The sequence below is a fragment of the Ectopseudomonas composti genome, from assembly GCF_900115475.1.
Taxonomy (GTDB): Bacteria; Pseudomonadota; Gammaproteobacteria; order Pseudomonadales; family Pseudomonadaceae; genus Aquipseudomonas; species Aquipseudomonas composti.
The window spans coordinates 152,765-171,745 of record NZ_FOWP01000001.1 but is presented as its reverse complement, the minus strand read 5'-3'; the positions used below and the strand labels follow the sequence as shown (position 1 = coordinate 171,745).

Here is an 18,981-nt window from a genome sequence, read left to right as displayed (position 1 = left end):
AAGAGCGTCGTCCACCCTACGTGAGCAATGTGGTTATGCATGGCGCCTTCCTTACTTCTGATGGCGAATACGTGGGTTGGCCAGGCCATAGAGAATGTCCACGATGAAGTTGACCATGATCACCAGGCAGGCGATCAGCAGGATGCCGTTCTGCACCACCGGGTAGTCACGGGCGCCGATAGCCTCGATCAGCCATTTGCCGATGCCCGGCCAGGAGAAGATGGTTTCGGTCAGCACCGCACCGGCCAGCAGCGCGCCGACCTGCAGGCCGAACACCGTCAGCACCGGGATCAGCGCGTTGCGCAAGCCGTGCACGAACACCACGCGTGTTGGCGACAGCCCCTTGGCCCGCGCCGTGCGCACGTAGTCTTCGCGCAGTACCTCGAGCATGGCCGAGCGGGTCATCCGCGCGATCACCGCCAGCGGGATGGTGCCGAGCACGATGGCGGGCAGGATCAGATGGCGCAGGGCGTCGACGAAGGCGCCTGGTTCATCGCTGAGCAGGGTGTCGATCAGCATGAAACCGGTGACCGGCGGGATGTCATAGAGCAGGTCGATGCGCCCGGACACCGGCGTCCAGCCCAGGCCGACCGAGAAGAACATGATCAGCAGCAGGCCCCACCAGAAAATCGGCATGGAATAGCCGGTGAGGGCAATGCTCATCACACCATGGTCGAGCAGCGAGCCGCGCTTGAGTGCCGCGACCACCCCGGCAATCAGCCCCAGGGTGCCGGCGAACAGCAGGGCGGCCAGGGCCAGTTCGACGGTGGCCGGGAACAGGGTGAGGAACTCGCTCCACACACTTTCGCGTGAGCGTAGCGATTCGCCCAGGTTGCCCTGGGCGAGTTGGCCGATGTAGTCGAAGTACTGCGCATACAGCGGCTTGTTCAGACCCAGGCGCTCCATAGCCTGGGCGTGCATTTCCGGGTCGACGCGGCGTTCGCCCATCATCACTTCCACCGGGTCGCCGGGGATCAGGCGGATCAGCGCGAAGGTCAGCAGGGTGACGCCGAAGAAGGTGGGGATCAGCAGCCCCAGGCGTCTGGCGATGAATGACAGCATCAGGCGTTTTTACTCCATGACGGTATGTACTCACCGGACTGCATGGCCCGGTGCTGTTTTGGATAGTGCGTAGCCCGGATGCAATCCGGGGCAGTCGCGGATCGGCAGGTGTGTTGTGGGAGGCGCTTCAGCGGCGACAGGTTCGCGGCTAAAGCCCCTCCCACAAAAGCATGGCGCGGACGGCTCACGGCAGCTTCACCCGGGCAAAGTTGTTCGAGCCCAGCGGGCTGAGCACGAAGCCCTCGACGCCTTTGCGCAGCGCAACGAACTGCTTCGGGTGAGCCAGGGCGATCCACGGCGCCTGCTCATGGAAGATCGCCAGGGCCTGCCGGTACAACGCAGCGCGTTTGTTCTGCTCGGGCTCCTGGCGGGCCTGGGTGATCAGCGCATCGAAGGCCTTGTCGCACCAGCCCGCCTGGTTCTCGCCGCTTTCGGCGGCGGCGCAGGAGAGGTTGGGCGTGAGGAAGTTGTCCGGGTCGCCGTTGTCGCCAGCCCAGCCCATGAACACCAGGTCGTGCTCGCCATTCTTAGCGCGCTTGATCAGCTCCCCCCATTCGAACACGCGGATGTCGCTTTGAATGCCGATGGCGGCAAGGTCGGCCTGCAGCATCTGCGCGCCGATCCCTGGATTTGGATTGGTCGGCCCGCCGCCGGGGCGGGTCCAGATCGATAGCTTGAAGCCGTCGGCGTGACCGGCTTCGGCCAGCAACTGGCGAGCGCGTCCGGGATCGTGCGGCCAATCCTTCAGCGTTGTATCGTGCCCCCACAAGGTGGCCGGATAGGGCGCCACGGCCGGCGTGGCATTGCCTTCGCCGAATTGCGCACGAATGTAGGCGGCCTTGTCGAAGGCCAGGTTCAGTGCCTGGCGCACGCGCACGTCGTCCAGCGGTGGGTGACGGGTGTTGATGCCGATATAGGCGGTCAGCAGCGAATCCAGTTCCAGCACCTGCAGCCTGGGGTCGGCCTTGAGCGCCGGGATGTCCACCGGGCGTGGGAACAGGGTGATCTGGCAGTCACCGGCCTTGAGCCGTTGCTGACGCACGTTGGGCTCGGGGGTGATGGCCAGCACCAGGCGCTTGATCGCCGGTGCGCCGTTCCAGTAATCGGGGTTGCCGCGAAAGCGCACCTGGGCGTCCTTGGCATAACGCTCGAAAATGAACGGTCCGGTGCCGATGGGCTCGTTGTTCAGACGCTCCGGAGTGCCAGTCGCGAGCAGGTGATCGGCGTATTCGGCCGAATAGATGGAGGCGAAGCCCATGGCCAGGTTGGCCAGGAAGGGCGCTTCCGGATGTTTGAGGACGAAGCGCACGCGGTGCTCGTCGAGCTTTTCCACACGTTCGATCAACTGCGCCAGGCCCATGGCCTCGGCATACGGGAAGCCGCGCAGCGACAGGCTGTGCCAGGAGTGAGCCGGATCGAGCTGGCGCTGGAAGCTCCACAGCACGTCGTCGGCGTTGAATTCGCGAGTGGGCGTGAAGCCCTTGTTGGTGTGGAACTTCACCCCCTTGCGCAGGGTGAAGGTGTAAGCCAGACCGTCACCGCTGATGTCCCAGCTTTGCGCCAGTGCGGGCACGATCTGCGTGCTGCCGGGGGCGAAGTCCACCAGGCGCTCGAACAGGGTTTCGGCGCTGGCGTCGGCCGTGGTCGCTGCGGTGTACTGGACGATGTCGAAACCTTCCGGGCTGGCTTCGCTGCACACCACCAGGTCGTCTGCGGCCTGCGCGTGCACGCTGAGCATCACGGCCAGCAACAGGCCGCCGCGTAGAAAGGGCATGGGAAACATGGGTAACTCCTGACCAGGGTAGAAGCGGCGTGTCCGTGGACACGCCGCCTGCCATCACTTGGCGATACCTACACCATAGAAGGAGTTCAGCGCGAAGGGGCTGATGCGGAAGTCCTGCACTTCCTTGCGCATCGGCTGGTACACGGTGGAGTGCGCCAGCGGGGTGATCGGCACCTCACGCTTGAGGATCACCTGCGCCTGCTTGTACAGCTCGGTGCGCTCGGCCACGTCAGTGGTGCGCTTGGCGGCCTTGACCAGCTTGTCGTAGTCCTCGAAGCACCACTTGGAGAAGTTATTGCCGTCGACCGCATCGCAGCCGTAGAGGGTGCCGAGCCAGTTGTCCGGGTCACCGTTGTCGCCGCTCCAGCCGATCAGCATGGCGTCATGCTCGCCGGCCTTGGCACGCTTGAGGTACTCGCCCCACTCATAGCTGACGATGCGCGCCTTGATACCGATCTTGGCCCAGTCAGCCTGCAGCATCTCGGCGATCTGCTTGGCGTTGGGGTTGTACGGGCGCTGCACCGGCATGGCCCACAGAGTGATCTCGGTGCCTTCCTTGACGCCGGCCTGTTTGAGCAGGGCCTTGGCTTTCTCCGGGTCGAAGGCCGGATCCTTGATGTCCTCGTTATACGACCACTGGGTCGGCGGCATGCCGTTGACGGCGAGTTGGCCGGTCTTCTGGTACACCGCGTCGAGGATCGCCTGCTTGTTCACCGCCATGTCCAGCGCCTGGCGCACTTCCAGCTTGTCGAACGGCGGGTGAGTGACGTTATAGGCGATGTAGCCGACGTTGAAACCGGCCTGCTCGGGCATCAGCAGGTTGGCATCCTTCTGCAGCGATTCAACGTCTGCCGGGCGCGGGTTCAGTGTGACGTGACATTCGCCGGCTTTGAGTTTCTGCATGCGCACCGAGGCATCGGTGTTGATGGCGAAGATCAGGTTGTCGATCTTCACGTCATCGGGCTTCCAGTAGTCCTTGTTGCCCTTGTAACGGATCACCGCGTCCTTCTGGTAACGGCTGAACACGAAGGGGCCGGTGCCGATCGGCTTCTGGTTGATGTCGGCGGCCTTGCCGGCCTTGAGCAACTGGTTGGCGTACTCGGCGGACTGGATCGAGGCGAAGCTCATCGCCAGGTTCTGGATGAAAGCGGCGTCCACGGCATTGAGGGTGAAGCGCACGGTCATGTCGTCGAGTTTCTCCACCTTGGCGATGTTGCTGTCCATGCCCATGTCGGTGAAGTAGGGGAACTCGGTGGGGTACGCCTTGCGAAACGGATGATCCTTGTCGAGCATGCGCTCGAAGGTGAACAACACGTCGTCGGCGTTGAAGGTGCGGCTGGGCGTGAAGTACTCGGTGGTGTGGAACTTCACTCCTGGGCGCAGCTTGAAGGTGTAGATCAGGCCGTCATCGGAAACCGTCCAGCTTTCGGCCAGGCCTGGCTCGACCTTGGTGCCGCCGCGCTCGAACTGGGTCAGGCGGTTGAAGACCGCTTCCGCTGCGGCGTCGAAATCGGTGCCGGTGGTGTACAGGCCCGGGTCGAAACCGGCAGGGCTGCCTTCGGAACAGAACACCAGGTTGGCGGCACTGGCGAGGGGAGCGCTGGCAATAAGCCCAGCGGTAAGCAAAGCCTGGATAATGGCGTTCTTGCGCATCATGACCTCATCGTTGTTGTGCTTTTTGTCGAGGAGCCCCTTATGGGGGCCTCCGTCCAAGCTATGCAGGGCATGTGCCTGAGGCAAGTGCGTTATGGCGGGAAACGAGGTTAGCGCTACAGCGCTGTAAGCCGCTGTCGCATTTCTGAAAATATGTCGGGAAAAGATGGCGAAACGCCGTTATCTGTCGATAACGGCGTTGCTTCGTTGCGGGGCAGGCGTCAGGGCATCTGCACTTCGATGACGCCATCGGCGCTGACGGTCACCTGGCTGGTGCCAGCCTCGATTTGTGGTGTGGGGGCCGAATCCATCATCGCCATGCCCTTGGCTTCGAAGTTGCGCATGGCCATCGGCGGCTGGAACCCGCCGGTGTTGAGGCTCAGGCTGACCAGCTTGTAGCCCTTGCCGCCGAGCGCTTCGGTGGCCAGCTGCGCGCGTGCCTTGAAGGCATTCACGGCGTCCTTGAGCATGGCGTCTTCGCGGGTCTTGCGGGTGTCGGTAGCGATGCTGAAGTCCATGCCGCCCATCTTCATCTTCTGCAGCAGTTCACCGGTCAGCGAGGACAGGCGTGCGAAGTCGGCACTCTCCAGGCGTACTTCTGCACGCTCGCGCCAGGCGGTGATCTTCTGGCCCTTGTCGTCGTATACCGGGTAGCTGTGGCGACTGCCCAGCTTGACCGCGACGCCACGTACCTGGCGCACCTGCTCCAGCGTCTGGTTCAGGGTATTGGTGATCTCCGCGGCCAGCTTGGCCGGGTCGCTGTTCTGCGACTCGGTGTAGAGGGTGACGTGCATCAGGTCGTGGGCGACTTCCTGATTCACCTCGGCGCGCAGGGCGATCTGGTTGTAGCGCGCGTCGTCAGCCAGCAGGCCGGTGCTGGCCAGGCTGGCGATGGTCAGGGCGAGGGCGGAGGCGATACGGGGCATGGTACGCATGTGCAGTTCCTTTTTCAGTGGCCTCAATGGCCGTTTCCCGAGGTTAGACGAAGGCAGATGACCATTCGGGTTAAACCCGGTTCAAAAATTTCAGCGGCTGTTGTCTGGGCCACAAAAAGCGTGCGTCCGGTTGCCGCAGCGGCGTAAGGCCGCGACTGGCTTGGTTATACTCGCCGCGATCAACTGGAGTCGCCATGCTCGAACCCGTGCAGTTACTTTCAGCCAGTCGCCAGAATCTCTGGCGACTGACGCTTATCCGTATTCTGGTGCTGGCCGCTCAGGCCGGCTCGGTGGGGCTCGCCTACAAGTCGGGCGTGCTGCCGCTGCCCTGGCTGCAACTGTCGGTGACGCTCGGCGTCTCGCTGCTGCTGTGCCTGGGTACGGCGCTGCGCCTGCGTGGCCCCTGGCCGGTCACCGAAGTCGAGTACGCCGTGCAGTTGGGTTGCGACCTGATCATTCACAGTGTCCTGCTGTATTACTCCGGTGGTTCGACCAACCCCTTCGTGTCCTATTACCTGGTGCCGCTGACCATCGCGGCGGCGACCCTACCGTGGATGTTCACCATCGTGCTCTCTGGCCTGGCGCTGACAGGCTACACCCTGTTGCTGGTATGGACTCACCCGATGGAGTTACCTGCGGCGCGGGAGAGTCTGTTGGTCTACGGCATGTGGCTGAGCTTCGCTCTGGCCGCGGCGTTGATCACCTTCTTCGTCGCCAAGATGGCCGAAGAGCTGCGTCGGCAGGATGAGCTGCGCGCCGAGCGTCGCGAGGAAAGCCTGCGCGATCAGCAACTGTTGGCGGTCGCCACGCAGGCGGCTGGTGCGGCCCATGAGCTGGGCACGCCACTGGGCACCATGAGCGTGCTGCTCAAGGAGCTGCGCCAGGAGTACCGGGACAAGCCGGCGCTGCAGGATGACCTGGCCCTGCTGCAGGAGCAGGTCAAACTGTGCAAGTACACCCTGCAGCAACTGGTGCGCGCCGCCGAGAATGACCGGCGGCAGGCGGTGATGGAGCAGTCCTGCGTCGAATGGCTGGAGACCACCCTCAATCGCTGGCACCTGATGCGCCCGGAGGCCAGTTATCGCTACCAATGCCTGGGGCGTGGCACACCGCCGCGCATCATGCCGCCGGCCGATCTCACCCAGGCTTTGCTGAACCTGCTCAACAATGCCGCCGATGCCTGCCCGGACAAGCTCGATATCCGTCTGGACTGGGATCATCAATGGCTGCGTCTGAGCATTCGCGATCATGGTGCCGGTGTGCCGTTGGCCATCGCCGAGCAGCTTGGTCGGCCGTTCTTCACCACCAAGGGCAAGGGCTTCGGTCTGGGGCTGTTCCTCAGCCAGGCCAGTGTGACGCGTGCCGGTGGCACGGTTAAGTTGTATAACCATGAAGAAGGCGGCACCCTCACCGAATTGAAGTTGCCGCGAGCCTATGGCGTGGCCTGACAAGGAAAACCCAGCATGAGCGAAGAACCTCTGTTCGACGGCGAAGAACAGCCCCACCTGCTGCTGGTGGATGACGACCCCACCTTTACCCGTGTGATGGCGCGCGCCATGAGCCGCCGCGGTCTGCGCGTGTCCACCGCCTCCAGCGCCGACGAGGGCCTGGCGTTGGCCAAGGAAGATCTGCCCGACTACGCCGTGGTCGATCTGAAGATGGAAGGCGACTCCGGTCTAGTGCTGCTGCCCAAGCTACTTGAGCTGGATGCAGAGATGCGTGTGGTGATCCTCACTGGCTATTCCAGCATCGCCACGGCGGTGGAGGCGATCAAGCGCGGCGCCGCCAACTACCTGTGCAAGCCGGCCGATGCCGACGATGTACTCACCGCGTTGCTGTCCCAGCATGCCGATCTGGACAGCCTGGTGCCGGAAAACCCCATGTCGGTCGACCGCCTGCAGTGGGAGCATATCCAGCGCGTGCTGGCCGAGCACGAAGGCAACATCTCCGCCACCGCTCGCGCTCTGGGCATGCACCGCCGAACCTTGCAACGCAAGTTGCAGAAGCGCCCGGTTCGCCGCTGAGGTCGCCGCGACTGCTGCCAATGGCCGAAGCATGCTTCGGCCGGTAGGGTGGGCTCGTAGGGTGGGCTTCAGCCCACCAGCGGTGTTCTGCTTGGACCAAAGCAGATCGCCGCCCAGTCCACCCTACGAACCTTTGGATTTTGTCGATGCCATGGCATGAAGATACTTAGCCAGCTAACATAGGTCGTCAGACAACCTGCTGGTGTCGTCATGTTCGCCGTCGCTGCACAAACCCTCGCCATTACCGCGCCCGTGTTCGCCATGCTGTTTCTTGGCGTGGCACTCAAGCGCCTGCGCTGGATCGATACGCCCTTCATCGATACGGCGTCGAGCCTGGTGTTTCGCGGCACCATGCCGACCCTGCTGTTTCTCGGCGTGGTCAAGGCTGATCTGGATACGGCGCTGCAGCCGCAACTGCTGACCTACTTCTTCCTGGCTACCGTGGCCTCCTTCTTCGTCGCCTGGGCCTGGGCGATCTGGCGAGTCCCCCTGGCGGATCGTGGCATCTACACCCAGGGCGCTTTCCGGGGTAACAACGGCATCATTGGTCTGGCCCTGGCCACCAGCATGTATGGTGACTATGGCCTTGCCGTCGGCTCATTGCTCGCGGCACTGGTGATCCTTTGCTACAACGTGCTCTCCGCCGTCGTGCTGGCCATCTACACGCCAGGTGTGAAGCCTGGCGTCAAGCCCATCGCCCGGAGCATCGTGAAGAACCCGCTGATCATCGGCGTATTACTGGCAGTGCCCTTCGCCTATTGGCAAATCCCGTTGCCGCAGTGGTTGCTGACCTCTGCGCAATACTTCGCCCAGATGACCCTGCCGCTGGCACTGATCTGCATTGGCGGCACGCTCAGCCTGGCCTCGCTGCGCCGCAGTAGTGGCGTGGCCATTGGTTCGAGCCTGATGAAAATGGTCTGGCTGCCGCTCCTGGCGACGCTGGGCGCTTGGCTGTTCGGGTTTCGTGGCGCGGATCTGGCGATCCTGTTCATCTACTTCGCCTGCCCGACCGCGGCGTCCAGCTTCGTCATGGCTCGCGCCATTGGCGCCAATCACGAGCTGGCGGCAGCGATCATCGTGATCACCACGCTGATTGCGGTGGTCTGCATCAATGCTGGCTTGTTGCTGTTACAGTGGGGCGGCTGGATATGACGGGGTGGGAGCAGGCCTGCCGCCGCTGACTGGCCGGCAGGCCGCGAGGTCTCAGCTGTTGCGCTGATATTCCTCGATCACTTCCTGCGCCGCGCGGAAGGCATCGATGCTGGCTGGTACGCCGGCATACACCGCGCAGTGCAGCAGGGTTTCGCGGATTTCCTCGACCGTGCAGCCGTTGTTCAGCGCGCCGCGCACATGGCCTTTGAGTTCCTGCGGACATTTCAGCGCGGTCAGCGCCGCCAGGGTGATCAGGCTGCGGGTCGCGCGCGGCAGACCGCTGCGGGTCCACACACCGCCCCAGGCGTGTTCGTTGACGAAGTCCTGCAGCGGTTGGGTGAATTCGCTGGCATTGCCCAGGGCGCGGTCGACGAAGGCGTCGCCCATTACCTCTCGACGTACCTGCAGACCGCGGTCGTGGTTTTCGCTCATGTTTATACCTGCTCGCCACGTTGCTTGTGCCAGGCGCGTCCGGCGATGATCACCAGGGTGATGGCGGTCAGTGGCAGTGCATAGCCGATCATCGCGTCACCGAAGGTCTGGGCCAGCGGGCGGCCCGTGCTGAACAGCACCAGGTACAGGGTATAGGCCACGTAGTAGGCGATGAATAGCAGGCCCTCCCAGCGATTGATGCGGTAACCGCTGAAGAAAATCGGCAGGCAGGCTACGGCTACCGCGATCATCACCGGGAAGTCGAAGGCCAGGGCGTTGGGCGATACCGATATGGCGGCCGGCGACACCAGCGAGGCCAGACCCAGCACGCAGAGCAGGTTGAAGATATTGCTGCCGACGATGTTGCCCACGGCGATATCGCGCTCACCCTTGAAGGCGGCGATGATCGAGGTGGCCAGTTCCGGCAGCGAGGTGCCAATAGCGATCACGGTCAGGCCGATCACCAGCTCGGACAGGCCCAGTGCCCGCGCCAGTTGTACGGCGCCTTCGACCAGGAAGTTGGAGCCCACCACCAGCAGGACCAGACCGGCGACGATCAGCCCCAGGTTGATCGCCCAGGCGTAGGGCTTGGGTTGTTCGTCGAGACCGAATTCCTTGGCGAATTCGTCATCGTCACCGCCCTTGTCCTTGCGCGCGCTGTAGATCAGGAAGCCGGTATATGCCAGTACGCCAGCGAACAGCAAGGCGCCGTCGAGGCGGCTCAGCGAACCATCCCAGGCCAGGGCATAGACCACTAGACTGGCGCCGATCATGATCGGCACATCGAGACGGATCAGCTGGCGCGAGACGACCAGCGGTGCGACCAGTGCGGTCACGCCCAGAATCAGCAGCACGTTGGCGATATTGCTGCCGACCACGTTGCCGATGGCCAGGTCGCCGCTACCATTGAAGGCCGATTGCACGCTGACTGCGGTTTCCGGCGCGCTGGTACCGAAGGCCACCACGGTCAGGCCGATCACCAGTGGTGGGATACCGAACTGTGCGGCCAGCTTGGCAGCGCCGCGCACCAGCACCTCGGCGCCGGCAACCAGTAGCACCAGGCCGGCGATCAGGTAGACATAGGTCATCAGGGTCATTGCAGGGTAGCTCCAGAAAAAGTGCGGCTAGTGTAGCGATGGCGTTATTGGCTGCCAGGGGCGGCAGAAAGATTTTGTTGCCAATTGTTCCTCAGTCCAGCGCCTCGACCCGCACCGGCACCACGCCTGCGCGCACCATGTCCAGACGTACGGCAGCGGCGCGCGATACGTCGATGACCCGGCCGCGCACGAAGGGACCACGATCATTGATGCGCAGCACCACGCTGCGGTCGTTATTCAGGTTGGTGACCCGTACGCGCGTGCCGAAGGGTAGGGTGCGATGCGCGGCAGTCAGTGCGTTTTGATCGAAACGTTCGCCGCTGGCGGTGCGCTGGCCGTGGTGGCGGTCGCCATAGTAAGAGGCCTTGCCCGTTTCGCTGCCGCCTGAGCCACCGCCGAATGTCGAGCAGCCGCCGAGGAGACTGAGCGCTCCGAGCAGGGCGTAAGCCTGTAGCCCGGATGCGATCCGGGGCAGTAAAGGTTCCCGGATTGCATCCGGGCTACGGATTGTCATGTTCGTGTTCTCCATAAAAACGCCGGGCGAGCCCGGCGTTGTTGCAGCAGATGTAGGCGAGCCAGTCTGGTTCAGCCTTCGAGCTTCTTCTTCAGCAGTTCGTTCACTTGCCCCGGGTTGGCCTTGCCTTTGGAGGCTTTCATGGCCTGGCCGACGAAGAAACCGAACATCTTGCCGCGCTTGGCTTCGTCGCTGGCGCGGTACTGTTCGACCTGCTCGGCGTTGGCGGCCAGCACTTCGTCGAGCATCGCCTCGATGGCGCCGGAGTCGGTGACCTGCTTGAGGCCCTTCTTCTCGATCACTTCATCCGCCGTCGCGCCTTCACCGGCGGCCAGGGCCTCGAAGACCATCTTGGCGATCTTGCCGCTGATGGTGTTGTCCTTGATGCGCAGGATCATGCCGCCCAGTTGCTCGGCGGACACCGGCGACTGCTCGATTTCCAGGCTGTCCTTGTTGAGCAGGCTGGACAGCTCGCCCATCACCCAGTTGGCCGCAAGCTTCGCATCGCCACAGGTTTTCGCGACCACTTCGAAGTAGTCGGCCAGTTCGCGGCTGGCGCTGAGCACGCTGGCGTCGTAGGTCGACAGTGCGTACTGGCTCTCGAAGCGCTCGCGCTTCTGCGGCGGCAGTTCTGGCAGTTGGCTGCGCAACTCATCCAGGAAGCTTTGCTCGATCACCACCGGCAGCAGGTCGGGGCAGGGGAAGTAACGGTAGTCGTTGGCTTCTTCCTTGCTGCGCATGGAGCGGGTTTGATCCTTGTTGGGATCGTACAGGCGGGTTTCCTGCACCACCTTGCCGCCGTCCTCGATCAGTTCGATCTGGCGCTGCACTTCATGGTTGATGGCTTTCTCGATGAAGCGGAACGAGTTGACGTTCTTGATCTCGGCGCGGGTGCCGAACTCAGCCTGGCCCTTCGGGCGAACCGACACGTTGCAGTCGCAGCGCAGCGAGCCTTCGGCCATGTTGCCGTCGCAGATGCCCAGGTAGCGGACGAGTGCGTGGATGGCCTTCACATAGGCCACCGCTTCCTTGGCCGAACGGATGTCCGGCTCGGAAACGATTTCCAGCAGCGGCGTACCCGCACGGTTGAGGTCGATGCCGCTCATGCCCTGGAAGTCTTCGTGCAGGCTCTTGCCGGCATCTTCTTCGAGGTGTGCACGGGTGATGCCGATGCGCTTGACGGTGCCGTCTTCCAGGGTGATGTCGAGGAAGCCCTTGCCGACGATGGGGTGATCCATCTGGCTGGTCTGGTAGCCCTTCGGCAGGTCCGGGTAGAAGTAGTTCTTGCGCGCGAAGATATTGCGCTCGGCAATCTCGGCGTCGATGGCCAGGCCGAACTGGCAGGCCATGCGCACTGCTTCGGCGTTGAGCGCCGGCAGGGTGCCGGGCATGCCGAGGTCAACCAGGCTGGCCTGGGTGTTGGGCTCGGCGCCAAAGGTAGTGGCGCTGGCCGAGAAGATCTTCGATTGGGTGCTGAGCTGAGCGTGAATCTCGAGCCCGATGACGGTTTCCCATTGCATAAAAGTGTTCCTCAGAAGCCGCTCGGTGCTTGTTTGTGCCAGTCGCTGACCTGCTGGTACTGGTGCGCGACATTGAGCAGACGACCTTCCTGGAAGTAGTTGCCGAGCAACTGCACGCCCACCGGCAGGCCATCGACGAAGCCGGCTGGCATCGACAGGCCGGGAATGCCGGCCAGGTTGGCGGTGATGGTGTAGATGTCTTCCAGGTAGGCGGAAACCGGGTCAGCGTTCTTCTCGCCGAGCTTCCAGGCCAGGTTCGGCGTGGTCGGGCCGAGGATCACGTCGACCTCGTTGAAGGCGGCGACGAAGTCGTTCTTGATCAGTCGGCGGATCTGCTGGGCCTTGATGTAGTAGGCGTCGTAGTAGCCGGCGGACAGCGCGTAGGTACCGACCATGATGCGCCGCTTCACTTCGGCGCCGAAGCCCTCGCCGCGCGAGCGTTTGTACAGGTCCTGCAGGTCTTTCGGGTCTTCGCAGCGATAGCCGAAGCGCACGCCGTCGAAACGCGACAGGTTGGAACTGGCTTCTGCTGGCGCGATCACGTAATAGGCTGGAATCGCGTGCTGCATGTTCGGCAGGCTGATGTCCTTGACGCTGGCGCCGAGCTTTTTCAGCTCCTCGACCACGGCCAGTACCTTCTCGCCGATGCGGGCGTCGAGGCCGGCGCCGAAGTATTCCTTGGGCAGGCCGATGCGCAGGCCAGCCAGCGGCTGGGCGAGGGCGGCCAGGTAGTCATCGACCGGCTGATCGACACTGGTCGAATCCTTGGTGTCGAAGCCGGCCATGGCGCCGAGCAGCAGCGCGCAGTCTTCGGCGGTACGGGCCAGGGGGCCACCCTGATCGAGGCTGGAAGCGTAGGCGATCATGCCCCAGCGCGAGACGCGGCCGTAGGTCGGCTTGATGCCGGTGAGGTTGGTCAGCGCAGCCGGCTGACGAATCGAGCCGCCAGTGTCGGTGCCGGTGGCAGCCGGCAGCAGGCGCGCGGCAACGGCGGCTGCCGAGCCACCCGAGGAGCCGCCGGGTACGCGGGTCAGGTCCCAGGGGTTCTTCACCGGGCCGTAGTGGCTGGATTCGTTGGCCGAGCCCATGGCGAACTCGTCCATGTTCAGCTTGCCCAGGGTCACGGTGCCGGCGGCAGCCAGCTTCTCGACCACGGTGGCGTCATAGGGCGCCTTGAAGCCGGTGAGGATCTTCGAGCCGCAGGAAGTCAGCACGCCGTTGGTGCAGAACAAGTCCTTGTGGGCGATCGGCGCGCCGAGCAGGGCACCGCTCTCGCCATTGGCGCGGCGGGCGTCAGCGGCCCTGGCCTGTTCGATGGCCAGGTCCTCGGTGACGGTGATGAAACTGTTGAGCTGCGGATCGAGTTGCGCGATGCGCGCCAGCAGACTGCGGCTCAGTTCTTCGGCGGAGAATTGCTTGTCGGCGAGGCCGCGGGCGATCTCGGCCAGGGTCAGTTGATGCATGTCGAGCCCTTTCCTTTATTCGATGACTTTCGGCACGAGGTACAGGCCGCTTTCCACGGCCGGGGCGATGGCCTGGTAGGCGTCGCGCTGGTTGCTCTCGGTGACCACGTCGGCGCGCAGGCGCTGGGTCGCTTCCAGCGGGTGGGCCAGGGGCTCGATGCCCTGGGTATCGACGGCCTGCATCTGGTCGATCAGACCGAGGATGTTGTTCAGGGTCTCGGTGGTTTGCGGAATATCGCCTTCGTTCAGACCCAGGCGGGCCAGGTGGGCGATTTTTTCCACCTCGGAGCGTTCAAGCGCCATCGGGGGTTCTCCAGTGGAAGTGTGACAGAGCGGGCATCGGTGAGCGGCTGCAGGGAACGGATGTCGCGAGCCAGCGGTCAAAGGCCGCGATGTGCAGCCACAAGGCCCGGAAAAACAGGCAATCTACCATATTGCCGCCTTGCTCAAAATCCCTGCCGTTGTTAGAGTTTGCCGCACTTTTTACCTGCGCGTTTTCCGCGCCTGGCCTTCACCCACGCGTTGCCTAGGGTCCCTTCCTAATGTTCAAGAAACTGCGTGGCATGTTTTCCAGCGATCTGTCGATCGACCTGGGCACTGCCAATACCCTTATTTATGTGCGCGAGCGCGGTATCGTCCTGAATGAGCCGTCCGTGGTCGCCATCCGTACCCATGGTAACCAGAAAAGTGTCGTGGCCGTCGGTACCGAAGCCAAACGCATGCTCGGTCGTACGCCTGGCAATATCTCCGCCATTCGCCCGATGAAGGACGGCGTGATCGCCGACTTCAGCGTCTGCGAGAAGATGCTGCAGTACTTCATCAACAAGGTTCACGAGAACAGCTTCCTGCAGCCGTCGCCGCGCGTACTGATCTGCGTACCGTGCAAATCGACCCAGGTCGAGCGCCGTGCCATTCGTGAATCCGCGCTGGGTGCTGGCGCCCGCGAAGTGTTCCTGATCGAAGAGCCGATGGCCGCTGCCATCGGCGCCGGCCTGCCGGTCGAAGAAGCCCGTGGCTCGATGGTCGTCGATATCGGTGGTGGTACCACTGAAATCGCGCTGATCTCCCTGAACGGTGTGGTTTACGCCGAATCCGTACGGGTTGGTGGCGACCGCTTCGACGAAGCCATCATCACCTACGTGCGCCGTAACTATGGTTCGCTGATCGGTGAATCCACCGCTGAGCGCATCAAGCAGGAAATCGGTACCGCCTACCCGGGCGGCGAGATCCGTGAAGTCGACGTGCGTGGTCGTAACCTGGCCGAAGGCGTACCGCGCAGCTTCACCCTGAACTCCAACGAAGTGCTCGAAGCGCTGCAGGAATCCCTGGCGACCATCGTCCAGGCGGTGAAGAGCGCCCTGGAGCAATCGCCTCCGGAACTGGCTTCGGACATCGCCGAGCGCGGTTTGGTACTGACCGGTGGTGGCGCGCTGCTGCGTGACCTGGACAAACTGCTGAGCCAGGAAACCGGCCTGCCGGTGATCGTCGCCGAAGACCCGCTGACCTGCGTGGCTCGCGGTGGCGGCAAGGCGCTGGAAATGATGGATCGCCACACCATGGACCTGCTCTCCACCGAGTAAGCCTGTCTAACCTGTGTGATGCCGTGCCGCCTCCGGGCGGCACGCGCATATTCGAGCATTGCAGTACACTCGGCCCAACCTTCGCCTTACCGGTTAGCCTTTCGCATGAATTCGCGCGCTTTTTGCCCATGTGGCGCACGAGGAGCAGACCATTAAGCCGCTCTTCGCCAAAGGTCCCTCGCTGGGCATTCGTCTGCTGGTATTCGCCGTGTTGTCGGTGGTGCTGATGGTGGTCGACGCCCGCTTCGAGACGCTCAAGCCGATGCGCAGTCAGATGGGGCTGGTGCTCACGCCCTTCTATTGGCTGGCTGATGTGCCTGTGCGTGCCTGGGACGGTGCGACCCAGCAGATTTCTTCGCGCAACGAGCTGATGGCCGAGAACGAGAAGCTCAAGGCCGAAGCCCTGCTGTTGCAGCGTCGCCTGCAGAAACTGGCAGCGCTGACCGAGCAGAACGTGCGTTTGCGCGAACTGCTCAACTCCGCCGCGCTGGTGGACGATGAAGTACTGGTCAGTGAGCTGATCGGTGTTGATCCCAACCCCTATACCCACCGCATCCTGATCGACAAGGGCGAGAAGGATGGCGTATTCCTCGGTCAGCCGGTGCTCGATGCGCGCGGCCTGATGGGCCAAGTGGTCGAGATCATGCCCTACACCTCGCGTGTGCTGCTGCTCACCGACAACACCCACAGCATTCCGGTGCAGGTCAACCGTAACGGCCTGCGCGCCATTGCCGTCGGTACCGGCAATCCGGAGCGTCTGGAGCTGCGCCACGTCGCCGATACCGCTGATATCAAGGAAGGCGATCTGCTGGTCAGCTCCGGCATGGGCCAGCGCTTTCCGGCCGGCTACCCGGTGGCCACGGTCAAGGAAGTGATTCACGACTCCGGCCAGCCCTTCGCCATCGTCCGTGCCGTGCCTACTGCCGCGCTCAATCGCAGCCGTTACCTGCTGCTGGTGTTTTCCGACCGGCGCACGCCCGAGCAGCGCGCCAACGATTCTGCCGAGGCCCAGGAAGCCGCTGACCGCGAAGCCGAGCAGGCGCGTGCGAATGGCGAGCAGCCGCCGACGCAGAATCAAGTGCCGGCCGCAGACGCCCCCGCCCAGGAGACGAACTGATGGTTGGCGTACAGCCTCGTAACGGCTGGGTGATCTGGTTGAGCCTGGCGCTCGGCCTGCTGCTCAGCGTTTCGCCGCTACCTGAATTCATGCAGATCGGCCGGCCGCTATGGGTTGCCTTGATCCTCACCTACTGGGTGCTGGCCCTGCCGCATCGCGTCGGCATGACCACCGCCTGGATACTCGGCTTGGCGCAGGATGTCCTGTTCGGCACGCTGCTTGGGCAGAATGCCCTGATCCTCACCTTGATCACTTTCCTGGTATTGAGTCTGCACCAGCGCCTGCGCATGTTCCCCATGTGGCAGCAGAGCATGGTGTTGATGGTGGTGTTCGGCCTGGCTCAGTTGGTGCAGCTGTGGCTCAATGCGCTGACCGGCAGCCGTCCGCCCACCCTGGCTTTTGTCTTGCCGGCCTTGGTCAGCGCCTTGCTCTGGCCGTGGATCTGCACCTTCTTGCGCGCGCTTCACCGTCGCCTCAACGTCAACTGAGAACGGCCACGCTCCAAGCCTGGTCGAGTTCGTCCGATAGGGAGAGTTCTCATGGCCACGCTTTTCCTGGCCTCCGCTTCGCCTCGTCGCCGTGAACTCCTGGCCCAGATCGCTGTGCCCTGCGTCACGCAAATCGCCTCGATAGACGAAACGCCATTGCCAGGCGAGCAGCCGGCAGCCTATGTAGAGCGTCTGGCGCGCGGCAAGGCGCACGCCGGGCTGGCGGCATTGTCGAACAGTACGGATGCCGTGGTGCTGGGCGCCGATACCGCTGTGGTGCTCGATGGCCAGATTCTCGGCAAACCGCTCGATTTCGAGGACTTTCGTCGCATGCTGGCTGGTCTTTCCGGTCGTAGTCATCAGGTGATGACGGCCGTGGCGCTGGTCAGTCTGCAAGCCGAGGCTGCGCGGGTGGTGTGCAGCGATGTGACCTTCCGTCACCTGAGCGAGGCGGAGACTTGCGCCTACTGGGCCAGCGGAGAACCCTGCGACAAGGCAGGCGGTTATGGTATTCAGGGGCTGGCGGCGATTTTCGTCAGTCGTATCGAGGGCAGCTATTCAGCCGTGGTCGGCCTGCCCCTGTGCGAAACGGCGCAGATGCTGGGTGACTTTGGCATTGCCTGCTGGCAGGCCAGCGCCGCGCAATAAATTGAAATGGCCGCCGATGGCGGGCAGCGAATCCATCAGGACGGATGCATGAGCGAAGAGATTCTGATCAATATCACGCCGATGGAATCGCGTGTGGCGGTGGTGGAAAACGGCGTGCTGCAGGAAGTGCATGTCGAGCGCACGCAGAAGCGCGGCATCGTCGGCAACATTTACAAAGGCAAGGTGGTACGTGTACTGCCAGGCATGCAGGCGGCGTTCGTCGATATCGGACTGGAGCGCGCAGCTTTCATCCATGCTTCGGAAATCTCCAGTCGCGAGGGCGCTGCGGTCGAGCCGATCAGCGCCTTGGTGCATGAAGGACAGAGCCTGGTGGTGCAGGTCACCAAGGACCCCATCGGCAGCAAGGGCGCGCGCCTGACCACGCAGTTGTCCATCCCTTCGCGTTACCTGGTGTACATGCCGCGCACCAGCCACGTCGGTATTTCCCTGAAGATCGAAGACGAGGCCGAGCGTGAACGCCTCAAGCAGGTGGTCGCCGATTGCGTCGCTACCGAGGGCATCGAGGAGGCGGGCGGCTTCATCCTGCGCACGGCGGCCGAGGGTGCTGGTGCCGACGAAATCCTGATCGATATCCGCTACCTGCGCCGCCTGTGGGATCAGATCGGCGCGCAGATCCAGAATGCCAAGGCACCGACGGTGATCTACGAGGACCTGTCCCTGGCACTGCGTACCTTGCGTGACCTGGTCAGCTTGCGGACAGAGAAGATTCGCGTGGACTCACGGGAAACCTTCCAGAAAATCACCCAGTTCGTCGCCGAATTGATGCCGGAGATTGCCGACCGTCTGGAACATTACCCGGGCGAACGGCCGATCTTCGACCTGTACGGTGTCGAAGACGAAATCCAGCGTGCCCTGGAGCGCAAGGTGCCGCTCAAGTCCGGTGGCTACTTGGTGGTCGATCCGGCCGAGGCGATGAGCACCATCGACGTCAATACCGGTGCCTTCGTCGGTCATCGTACCCTCGAAGAGACCATCTTCAAGACCAATCTCGAGGCGGCCACGGCCATCGCCCGCCAGCTGCGTCTGCGCAACCTGGGCGGCATCATCATCATCGACTTCATCGACATGGAAGACGAAGAGCACCAGCGCCAGGTGCTACGCACCCTGGAGAAACAGCTCGAGCGTGACCATGCCAAGACCAACATCATCGGTATCACCGAGCTCGGCCTGGTGCAGATGACCCGCAAGCGCACGCGCGAAAGCCTCGAGCAGATCCTCTGCGAACCCTGCAGTGCCTGCCAGGGGCGCGGCAAGTTGAAGACGCCGGAAACCATCTGCTACGAGATCTTCCGCGAAATTCTGCGTGAGGCCCGCGCCTACCAGGCCGAAAGCTATCGCGTGCTGGCCAACCAGAAGGTGGTCGACCGGCTGCTCGATGAAGAGTCGGGCAACGTCGCTGATCTGGAAGCCTTCATCGGACGTACCATCAAGTTTCAGGTGGAAACCATGTATTCCCAGGAACAGTACGACGTGGTGCTGCTCTGAGCACGGT

Annotated in this window: 18 protein-coding genes; 8 read left to right on the top strand and 10 right to left on the bottom strand. The window is 63.1% G+C overall.

The window, feature by feature from the left end:
- Positions 1 to 51: 51 nt before the first annotated feature.
- From BM059_RS00835 to BM059_RS00820, 4 genes are all read right to left on the bottom strand, one after another.
- Complete coding sequence (locus BM059_RS00835) at positions 52 to 1,062, bottom strand: ABC transporter permease subunit (RefSeq protein WP_074936065.1); 1,011 nt, start codon at positions 1,060 to 1,062, stop codon at positions 52 to 54.
- A gap of 184 nt (positions 1,063 to 1,246) precedes the next feature.
- On the bottom strand, positions 1,247 to 2,845 hold the full coding sequence (locus BM059_RS00830) for an ABC transporter substrate-binding protein (RefSeq protein WP_139220692.1): 1,599 nt from the start codon (positions 2,843 to 2,845) through the stop codon (positions 1,247 to 1,249).
- A gap of 54 nt (positions 2,846 to 2,899) precedes the next feature.
- On the bottom strand, positions 2,900 to 4,498 hold the full coding sequence (locus tag BM059_RS00825) for an ABC transporter substrate-binding protein (protein WP_074936779.1): 1,599 nt from the start codon (positions 4,496 to 4,498) through the stop codon (positions 2,900 to 2,902).
- A gap of 221 nt (positions 4,499 to 4,719) precedes the next feature.
- Positions 4,720 to 5,433 (bottom strand): SIMPL domain-containing protein, encoded by a 714-nt coding sequence (locus tag BM059_RS00820; protein WP_074936063.1) that lies wholly within the window; start codon positions 5,431 to 5,433, stop codon positions 4,720 to 4,722.
- Positions 5,434 to 5,627: 194 nt separating this feature from the next.
- Between BM059_RS00820 and BM059_RS00815 the strand changes: the two genes are divergently transcribed.
- The 3 genes from BM059_RS00815 (at position 5,628) to BM059_RS00805 (ending at position 8,609) form a co-directional block, all read left to right on the top strand.
- Positions 5,628 to 6,881 (top strand): ATP-binding protein, encoded by a 1,254-nt coding sequence (locus BM059_RS00815; RefSeq protein WP_037000540.1) that lies wholly within the window; start codon positions 5,628 to 5,630, stop codon positions 6,879 to 6,881.
- A gap of 15 nt (positions 6,882 to 6,896) precedes the next feature.
- Positions 6,897 to 7,457, top strand: coding sequence for a response regulator transcription factor (locus BM059_RS00810; RefSeq protein ID WP_037000541.1), 561 nt, complete (start codon positions 6,897 to 6,899; stop codon positions 7,455 to 7,457).
- A 210-nt stretch (positions 7,458 to 7,667) separates the two neighbouring features.
- Entirely contained in the window at positions 7,668 to 8,609 is a 942-nt protein-coding gene (locus tag BM059_RS00805) for an AEC family transporter (protein WP_074936061.1), read from the top strand.
- Positions 8,610 to 8,660: 51 nt separating this feature from the next.
- Here the strand turns inward: BM059_RS00805 and BM059_RS00800 are convergent, their stop codons facing one another.
- From BM059_RS00800 to gatC, 6 genes are all read right to left on the bottom strand, one after another.
- Positions 8,661 to 9,041, bottom strand: a complete 381-nt coding sequence (locus tag BM059_RS00800) for a carboxymuconolactone decarboxylase family protein (RefSeq protein WP_037000544.1) — start codon at positions 9,039 to 9,041, stop codon at positions 8,661 to 8,663.
- 2 nt (positions 9,042 to 9,043) lie between these two features.
- Entirely contained in the window at positions 9,044 to 10,138 is a 1,095-nt protein-coding gene (locus tag BM059_RS00795; RefSeq protein ID WP_074936058.1) for a calcium/sodium antiporter, read from the bottom strand.
- 91 nt (positions 10,139 to 10,229) lie between these two features.
- On the bottom strand, positions 10,230 to 10,652 hold the full coding sequence (locus tag BM059_RS00790; protein WP_037000547.1) for a septal ring lytic transglycosylase RlpA family protein: 423 nt from the start codon (positions 10,650 to 10,652) through the stop codon (positions 10,230 to 10,232).
- 71 nt (positions 10,653 to 10,723) lie between these two features.
- Positions 10,724 to 12,172 (bottom strand): Asp-tRNA(Asn)/Glu-tRNA(Gln) amidotransferase subunit GatB, encoded by a 1,449-nt coding sequence (gene gatB / locus BM059_RS00785; RefSeq protein WP_074936056.1) that lies wholly within the window; start codon positions 12,170 to 12,172, stop codon positions 10,724 to 10,726.
- A gap of 11 nt (positions 12,173 to 12,183) precedes the next feature.
- Positions 12,184 to 13,635 carry an Asp-tRNA(Asn)/Glu-tRNA(Gln) amidotransferase subunit GatA gene (gene gatA, locus BM059_RS00780; RefSeq protein WP_074936054.1) on the bottom strand — a complete coding sequence of 484 codons (1,452 nt, stop codon included), beginning with the start codon at positions 13,633 to 13,635 and terminating at the stop codon, positions 12,184 to 12,186.
- 15 nt (positions 13,636 to 13,650) lie between these two features.
- Positions 13,651 to 13,938: an Asp-tRNA(Asn)/Glu-tRNA(Gln) amidotransferase subunit GatC gene (gene gatC / locus BM059_RS00775; protein WP_037000555.1), complete on the bottom strand. Its 288-nt coding sequence runs from the start codon at positions 13,936 to 13,938 to the stop codon at positions 13,651 to 13,653.
- Positions 13,939 to 14,177: 239 nt separating this feature from the next.
- On the opposite strand from gatC, the gene mreB reads away from it, so the two are divergent.
- The 5 genes from mreB (at position 14,178) to rng (ending at position 18,974) form a co-directional block, all read left to right on the top strand.
- Complete coding sequence (gene mreB / locus BM059_RS00770) at positions 14,178 to 15,215, top strand: rod shape-determining protein MreB (RefSeq protein WP_037000556.1); 1,038 nt, start codon at positions 14,178 to 14,180, stop codon at positions 15,213 to 15,215.
- A gap of 130 nt (positions 15,216 to 15,345) precedes the next feature.
- Positions 15,346 to 16,332, top strand: coding sequence for a rod shape-determining protein MreC (mreC, locus tag BM059_RS00765; protein WP_074936052.1), 987 nt, complete (start codon positions 15,346 to 15,348; stop codon positions 16,330 to 16,332).
- Positions 16,332 to 16,820, top strand: coding sequence for a rod shape-determining protein MreD (mreD, locus tag BM059_RS00760; RefSeq protein WP_037000560.1), 489 nt, complete (start codon positions 16,332 to 16,334; stop codon positions 16,818 to 16,820). The genes mreC and mreD overlap by 1 nt, the downstream gene beginning before the upstream one ends.
- A 51-nt stretch (positions 16,821 to 16,871) precedes the next feature.
- Entirely contained in the window at positions 16,872 to 17,468 is a 597-nt protein-coding gene (locus BM059_RS00755; protein WP_074936050.1) for a Maf family protein, read from the top strand.
- 48 nt (positions 17,469 to 17,516) lie between these two features.
- Positions 17,517 to 18,974, top strand: coding sequence for a ribonuclease G (gene rng, locus BM059_RS00750; protein ID WP_037000565.1), 1,458 nt, complete (start codon positions 17,517 to 17,519; stop codon positions 18,972 to 18,974).
- The last annotated feature ends 7 nt before the right edge of the window (positions 18,975 to 18,981 follow it).